General features: G+C 34.2%; 7 protein-coding genes and 1 pseudogene. All 8 read left to right on the forward strand.

Translation table 11 applies throughout. From position 1 onward, the window contains the following. The first annotated feature begins 2 nt into the window (after window positions 1-2). A complete protein-coding gene (locus CQA57_RS06490) occupies window positions 3-266 on the forward strand; it encodes a UxaA family hydrolase (RefSeq protein ID WP_245941870.1) in 264 nt (87 codons plus the stop codon). Then, on the forward strand, window positions 260-1435 hold the full coding sequence (locus tag CQA57_RS06495) for a UxaA family hydrolase (protein WP_115579427.1): 1176 nt from the start codon (window positions 260-262) through the stop codon (window positions 1433-1435). Before CQA57_RS06490 ends, CQA57_RS06495 begins: the two co-directional genes overlap by 7 nt. A 14-nt stretch (window positions 1436-1449) precedes the next feature. Then, window positions 1450-2235 (forward strand): SDR family oxidoreductase, encoded by a 786-nt coding sequence (locus CQA57_RS06500; RefSeq protein ID WP_115579428.1) that lies wholly within the window; start codon window positions 1450-1452, stop codon window positions 2233-2235. 22 nt (window positions 2236-2257) lie between these two features. Continuing rightward, window positions 2258-3511 carry an L-fucose:H+ symporter permease gene (fucP, locus tag CQA57_RS06505; protein WP_115579429.1) on the forward strand — a complete coding sequence of 418 codons (1254 nt, stop codon included), beginning with the start codon at window positions 2258-2260 and terminating at the stop codon, window positions 3509-3511. Further along, window positions 3511-4290: pseudogene (locus CQA57_RS06510) on the forward strand (amidohydrolase family protein); the annotation flags it as partial. The gene fucP and the pseudogene CQA57_RS06510, both read left to right, overlap by 1 nt. A gap of 27 nt (window positions 4291-4317) precedes the next feature. Further along, window positions 4318-4632 carry an L-rhamnose mutarotase gene (locus CQA57_RS08285; protein WP_245941871.1) on the forward strand — a complete coding sequence of 105 codons (315 nt, stop codon included), beginning with the start codon at window positions 4318-4320 and terminating at the stop codon, window positions 4630-4632. An 89-nt stretch (window positions 4633-4721) separates the two neighbouring features. Then, complete coding sequence (gene aldA, locus CQA57_RS06515; RefSeq protein ID WP_115579431.1) at window positions 4722-6161, forward strand: aldehyde dehydrogenase; 1440 nt, start codon at window positions 4722-4724, stop codon at window positions 6159-6161. A 9-nt stretch (window positions 6162-6170) separates the two neighbouring features. Then, window positions 6171-7532 (forward strand): outer membrane family protein, encoded by a 1362-nt coding sequence (locus tag CQA57_RS06520; RefSeq protein ID WP_115579432.1) that lies wholly within the window; start codon window positions 6171-6173, stop codon window positions 7530-7532. The last annotated feature ends 159 nt before the right edge of the window (window positions 7533-7691 follow it).

Genomic DNA, 7691 nt, shown 5'->3' on the forward strand with positions numbered 1-7691 from the left:
TTATGCAGTTTATAAAGGTTAATGAGAAAGATAATGTTGCTACAGCGCTAAAAAATTGCCAAGCTGGAGAGGTATTAGGAGATGTTGTTTTATTAGAAGCAATTGATAATGGACATAAGTTTGCATTGCAAGATATTCCAAATGGTGCTCCTATTATTAAATATGGTGAAGTGATTGGAAAGTCAAGCTCTATTATCAAAAAAGGTTCGCATGTGCATATTCATAATATTGAAGGCGTAAGAGGCAGAGGAGATCAACAATGCTAAAAGATATAAAACTTATGGGATATAGAAGAGCAGATCAAAGCTTTGGTTTTAGAAACAAGGTGATTGTTATTCCTAGTGTGCATTGTGCTAATAAATGTGTAGAAAAGATTGCAATGCAAAATCCTGAATGTGTTTATATTACACATCAGCATGGGTGTTCTCAATTAGATTATGATGCAGAACAGACAAAAAAAGTGCTTATTGGACATGGAACAAATCCTAATGTTTATGGTGTTTTGATTGTTGGGCTTGGATGTGAAGTTGTTCAAGCAAAAGAGATTGCAGAGAGAATCAAGCAAGAAACTCCTTACAAAGAAGTTTCTTTTTTGGTTATTCAAGAAAATGGTGGAGTTGAAAAAACAGTTCAAAAGGGTAGTGAGATTGTAAAGAAAATGCTTCAACAGGCAAGCGGTGTTCAAAAAGCTTTAGGAGGTTGGGAAGATTTGGTATTGGGGACAGAGTGTGGGGGCAGTGATGCTTTTTCTGGTCTATCAGCCAATCCTCTCTTGGGTGCTGTGAGTGATTTTGTTATAGATTGTGGAGGTAGCGTGATACTTGCTGAAACAACAGAACTTATAGGTGCGGAGCATCTACTTGCAAAAAGAGCAATAAATGAAAAAGTAAAAAATGATGTATATCGAGTTATAGGTGATTTTGAAAAACTTGTTTTAGATGCACACGCAGATATTCGTGGTGCTAATCCTAGCCCTGGAAATATTGCTGGAGGGCTTTCAAGTATTGAGGAAAAATCTCTAGGATGTATTTATAAGGCAGGAACAAGACCTTTAGTTGATGTAAAAGAATATGCTCACAAGATTACGCAAAAAGGTCTTACTTTGATGAACACGCCAGGAAATGATATTGAACAGCTCTCTGGAATGGTTGCTGGTGGATGCAATCTTTGTATTTTTACCACAGGAAGAGGAACTCCTACGGGTTCTGCGATTACTCCTACTATCAAGCTTTCTTCCAATACTAAGACTTATTTAAATATGCAAGATTGCATTGATTTGGATGCTGGAGAAATACTTGATGGAAAAAAGAGTATCGGGCAAAAGCGTGATGAGCTTTTGACATTTATCCAAAAGGTTTCAGAAGGAATGCTTACTAAGGCAGAAGAAAATCACCAAAATGATTTTTCGATTTGGCGACTTGCTACAACTTGTTAAAAAAGGAGAATACTATGGATTTAAGATTAAATAATAAGGTAGTTGTAATTACTGGAGGGCTTAAGGGAATTGGGGGAGGTATTAGTCTTTCTTTGGCAAGAGAGGGGGCGATACCAGTGATTATCTCTCGCTCTAAAAATGAAGAGTTTGAAAAAGAATTAAAAAAAGTTTGTCCCAATGGGTATGCGATTTATTGTTTTGATTTGGCAGATTATGAGGGATTAGAATCTTTGTGTAAAGAAATTTTAAATAAATATCCAAATGTTTATGCACTTGTTAATAATGCAGGTGCAAATGATAATCTTGCAATAGAAGAGCATAATATAAAAGATATTATCAAAAGCTATGAAAACAATCTTTTCCATTATTATGAACTCACACGCTTGCTTTTACCTAGTATCAAAAATAATCAAGGAAATATTTTAAATATTGTTTCTAAAACAGCAGTTACTGGACAAGGAAAAACTTCAGCTTATGCATCAGCAAAAGCCGCACAGATTGGTTTTAGTAGAGAATGGGCTTGTGCTTTTGCAAAGGATAATGTGCGTGTAAATGCAATAGCTCCAGCAGAGGTTATGACTCCGCTTTATGAAAAATGGTTAAAAAACTTTCCAAATCCACAAGAACAATATGAGCAAATTGCATCAAAGATTCCTCTAGGCAAGAGATTTACCACGATTGAAGAGATTGCAGATTTTGCGACCTTTATCATCAGCCCCAGAAGTAGCCATACAACAGGACAGATATTCCATATAGATGGGGGATATGTGCATCTAGATAGGGCATTAAATTGGGATTAAAATAAAAATAAAAGGATAAAAAATGCATACATCAAATACACAAAACACACAAATAAAAATTGCCATTATCTTGGTTACTTCTTTATTTTTTCTTTGGGGGTTAAGTTATGGGTTAATAGATGCTATGAATAAGAATTTTCAGAATCATTTGCATATTACACAACATGAAAGTGGATTTTTGCAAATGGCATATTTTGGGGCTTATTTTATTATCGCATTGCCTGCAGGGTTTATTGCACAAAGATTCTCTTATAAAATTAGTATAGTTGTTGGGTTGATATTGTATATCATAGGATGCCTTTTGATTATCCCTGCTACCAATATGGCAAGTTTTAGTATTTTCTTATTTGCTTTTTTTATTCTTGCTTGTGGTCTTGGAACACTAGAAACAAATGCAAATTCTTACATTACAAAACTTGGTGATCCTAAAAATGCAAGTTTTAGAATCAATGCAGCTCAAAGCTTTAATGGATTAGGTCAATTTATCGGACCAATGCTAGCAGGTTATTTATTTTTATCAATCACTAAAGCACCACACAATGCTACTCAGCAAGAAGTAGAGAATCTCTTGGCTCAAAATATGGGAAATGTTCAGCTTGTTTATGTGGGAATTGCAGTTATTGTAACTCTTATTGCCATTACTTTTATTTTTAATAAATTACCAGAAAATGCAGAAGGTCAAAATCAAAAAAATGCACCAATGAAAATGCCACTTGAGTGTTTTAAAAATAAGCAGTTTAGTTTTGGATTACTCGCACAATTCCTCTATATAGCAGCACAAGTAGGAGCAGGAGCATTTTTTATCAACTATGCTGTGGAGCATTATCAAGGATTGAGTGATGCACAAGGAGCGTATTATCTTAGTATTGCACTTGTGGCATTTATGTTAGGTAGAATCTTAACCACACCTCTTATGAAAAAAATCCCTAGTCATTTGATTTTGGGATGTTATGCGTTGATTAATGTTTTTGTTTGTGTTTATCTCTTTTTTGGTAGTGGCATAAGTAGTATTTTTGCCCTGATAGTTTTGTTTTTCTTTATGAGTATTTCCTTTCCTACGATTTTTGCCCTTGCTACGGATAATCTTTTGCCAAGTCAAGTGAAATTTGCTAGCTCTCTTTTGATTATGAGTATTGTGGGTGGAGCGATTATGCCTTCATTGATGGGCTTAGTAAATGATTTCTTTGGAACAAGTGCTGGATATGCATTGTTAATACCTTGCTTTTTATATGTTGCTTATTATAGTTTTTATATTGCTAGCAATAGGGGGAAATAATGCAATATAGTATTGTGGATACGCATTTTCATATTTGGGAGAGAAAAGACATCCCTATTGAATGGATTAAGCATACAAAATTTGATAGAGATTTTAGCTTTGAGGACTATCTTAAGGCTTATGAGAATATCCATCTTATTGGTGGAGTGTATATTGAAATAGATTCCAGTGATAAACAAAAAGAGTTTGCATATATTAGCAATCTTGCTAGACAAAAGAATAAAATTTTAGGGATTGTTACACATACAGATACATATCTAGAATCTATAGGAGTAAAAAAGATTTGTGGTGTAAGAGAAGTTTTGCACACTGCAAAATCTACAAAGATAAATGATAAAAAATTTTTAGAAACTTTATCTCAGATTGCTAAGACAAAAGATTTTGTTTTTGAAGCTTGTGTTTTATCTGATGATATTCCAGAGCTTGCAAAATTAGCTAAAGAATTTAAGAATCTAAAAATTGTATTAAATCATTTTGGAAATCCTGATATACAAAATCTTGAAAATTACAAAAGAGATTTATTGCTTCTTAGAGATTGTGCAAATGTTTATTGCAAACTCTCTCCAAGTGATCATTTTGATTTACAAATTTCACAAGAAAAATATGAAAAATTATTTGCAATTGTATTTGAGATTTTTGGCAAGGAAAGAATGGTTTTTGGAAGCAATTATCCTGTAAGTAGTTTTACTCCAAAAGAGTGGCTAGAGATTACTACAAAAAATCTAAAGAAACTAAAATTAAATGATTTGGATATTTCTAAAATCTATAAAGATAATGCATATCTGCTTTATTCTATCAGTTCACCTATACAAAGATTTGGGCAAGTTATCAAAGTAAAAAAAGAAAAATTAGATGAATATATTGCTTTGCATAGTAATGTTTGGAAGGGTGTAAATGATGCCCTTAAAAAATCAAATATCCAAAATTACAGCATTTATCACTATAAAGATTTTCTTTTTGCTTATTTTGAATATGTGGGGGAAGACTTTGCTAAAGATATGGAAAAAATTGCACAAGATCCTATAACAAAAGAATGGTGGAAATGCACAGATCCTTGTCAAGTTTCATTGAGCAAGACACAGCAATGGCTAGATATACAAGAAGTATTTCATTTGGATTAGGGGGATAGGATTGTGTCTTTTATGCATTTTTTACCACCATGAAATTTTTCATTTTTTAAGTATCAAAAATTATATTAAAGGAGTAAAAAATGAAAACTTATGAAAATTTTATCAATGGTGAGTTTATCCCTCACAAGGGAGAATATATTAGCGTGTTTAATCCCGCAACAAAAGAGCAAATTTCTCAAATTCCTAATGCAAGTTTGCAAGAAGTGCAAGATGCGATAATGTCTGCAAAATTGGCACAAAAATCTTGGGAAGCAAGACCAGCTATTGAGCGTGCAGGGTATGTGAGAAAAATTGCAAGTTTGATTAGAGAAAATGCAAAAATGCTTACAGATACTTTAATGCAAGAGCAAGGAAAAGTGCGCGCATTAGCAGAGATTGAAATCAATTTTACAGCAGATTATATGGATTATATGGCAGAGTGGGCTAGACGCTATGAAGGCGAGATTATCCAAAGTGATAGAGCAAACGAGCATATCTTTTTGTTTAAGCAAGCCATTGGAGTGACAACAGGTATTTTGCCTTGGAATTTTCCATTTTTCCTTATTGCAAGAAAAATGGCACCCGCACTTATTACAGGTAATACGATTGTTATAAAGCCTAGCAGTGAAACTCCAAATAATGCTTATGAGTTTGCAAAACTTGTAGCAAAAAGCGGATTGCCAAAAGGAGTATTTAATCTTGTTGGCGGTAGTGGGAGTGTGGTAGGAAATGAACTTGCAAGCAATAGTAATGTCGGAATGGTAAGTCTTACAGGAAGTGTAGAATCTGGTGTTAAGATTATGCAAGCTGCGGCAAAAAATATCATCAAGGTTTCTTTAGAGCTTGGTGGTAAAGCTCCTGCAATTGTATGTAAAGATGCGGATATAAATCTAGCTGTTGAGGCTATCAAAGCAAGTAGAATCTGCAATAATGGACAAGTTTGCAATTGTGCAGAGAGAGCCTATGTGCATTCAAGTGTTTATGATGAGTTTGTAGATAAATTCTGCAAGGCAATGCAAAAAGTAAGTGTAGGTAATACAATGAAGGGGGATTTTGATATGGGACCACTAATCAATCAAGCAGGGGTTGATAATGCACTTGGTATGCTTGAGCGTGCTATTCAAGCAGGAGGTAGAGTTGAGGTAGGGGGCAAGATTACTGATACTAGCGGTTATTTCTTCCCAGCCACTGTTGTTACAGACATTAAACACAGCGATGAGATTATGCAAAAAGAGATTTTTGCACCTATTTTACCTATTGTGAAGTTTGACACATTAGATGAAGCAATTGATATGGCAAATGATTGTGAATATGGTCTTACAAGCTCTATCTATACACAAAATCTTGATGTGGCAATGCGTGCTTGTAAAGAAATTAAATTTGGTGAGACTTATATCAATAGAGAAAATTTTGAAGCAATGCAAGGATTCCACGCAGGTTTTAGAAAAAGTGGTATTGGCGGGGCTGATGGTAAGCACGGATTAGAAGAGTATTTAGCTACGCATGTGGTTTATATGCAACACAATCTTAAAGCACAATAAAGGGTGATTATGAGAATCTTAAGACAACTATCTTTTTTTGGAATTTTGTGTTCTTTGTCTTTGCAAGCAATAGAATATAAAATTGATGGCAATGTAGTTTCAAGCACAAGAATTGGTCTTAGCAACAATAAAACTACAGATTTATCAAAAGGCATTTATCCAAACAATAGTTTTTGGGCATTAAGCTCACAGCTTGGTATTTCTCTAAAATTGCTTGATACAGAACATAAAGTTACTTTAGGACTTAAGGGGATGGTTGGAGGTGTAGCATTGGATACCACAAGAGAGGGGGCAAGTATTTTTCCTTCAAATGCTACATCAGGCAAAGATTCTATGGGGGATTTTACAGCAGTGTATATGCCTGCTTGGGGGGAGATTATCAATGCATATGTGACTTATTCTTATAAAGATTTTTTTGGCTTTAAAGCTGGTAGATATGATTTTATGAATACAGATTGGTGGAGTGGGCATAATGAAGGCGCAGAGTTTTTCATAGGAAAGGAATCTTTGAGATTTTATACAATCTATACTCACAGAAGAAGCTCTTCAAATCTTGAATGGCTTAATCATTTTGATGCTAGAAATGCAGATATCAATCGTTTTGGTATTTTTGTTTTTGGAGTGGATTCTGCGTTTGAGATTGGTAATCAAAAGCTTTCATTACGCCCTTATCTCTACTATCAACCTGGTGTTTATGTGGATCCTGGATTTAAGATTGTTCATGAGAGCAATAAAGATTTTCAAGGAGAGGGCATAAATTTCAAAACTACCTTTTTGACACTTTTTGCTATGCACGATAAAAATATTCAAAACAAACTATCTGGGCAAGATTGGGGGTATCAAGCACTCTATGATTCCAATGCCATAAGTGCATATAATCCATCAGGCTATTTAGGAAGGACACACGGAGAAGGTGGAGTAACCCTCTTTTTAAGAGAAGATATCTTTATTGATAATTACAATGTCGGAGCAGGGATTTATAAAAACTTTGGCAATGCAAATGATCTTATAAGTTCTTATGGAGATCCCACAGGATTAAATACTTGGGTTTATACACTTTATAGCACAGGGCCTACTTGGAGTGATTTTTTCTCTCAAGATGCACTTAGTGGTTTTGTTTTTGGAGGGGGTAAATATGAGTGTTGGAAGTGGGATCTCATCGGAAGATATACATACGCTCCAAGATCCAATGAAAATTCCATCGCACTTTTACTCGGCTATGACTTTACTCCTAATATCAATCTTAATTTGAGATTAGAGTGGGCAGGGACATACAACAAAGCAGGCTATAAAATCTCACAAACTTACCTTAAAGAAAATATCTACACAGATAAGAGTATGATTTTTTGGTATTTGAGTGCCAAACTCTAGGATAAAAAAATCTTCTCTAATTTTTGAGAAGATTTTTTCCATTTTTACTTGATTTTTATCACCCCCTTTTTTTATAATCCTCGCATTTTGTATCACTTCATTTTAAGGGCAAATTATGATTTCTTTTAAACAAATTACACCTAAAGATTTCAATAAATC

The organism is Helicobacter anseris (genome assembly GCF_003364335.1).
Lineage (GTDB): Bacteria > Campylobacterota > Campylobacteria > Campylobacterales > Helicobacteraceae > Helicobacter_H > Helicobacter_H anseris.

Coding starts and splice junctions, on each gene's coding strand:
- CQA57_RS06490 (WP_245941870.1), top strand. CDS start 3: ATGCAGTTTATAAAGGTTAATGAGAAAGATAATGTTGCTACAGCGCTA.
- CQA57_RS06495 (WP_115579427.1), top strand. CDS start 260: ATGCTAAAAGATATAAAACTTATGGGATATAGAAGAGCAGATCAAAGC.
- CQA57_RS06500 (WP_115579428.1), top strand. CDS start 1,450: ATGGATTTAAGATTAAATAATAAGGTAGTTGTAATTACTGGAGGGCTT.
- fucP (WP_115579429.1), top strand. CDS start 2,258: ATGCATACATCAAATACACAAAACACACAAATAAAAATTGCCATTATC.
- aldA (WP_115579431.1), top strand. CDS start 4,722: ATGAAAACTTATGAAAATTTTATCAATGGTGAGTTTATCCCTCACAAG.
- CQA57_RS06520 (WP_115579432.1), top strand. CDS start 6,171: ATGAGAATCTTAAGACAACTATCTTTTTTTGGAATTTTGTGTTCTTTG.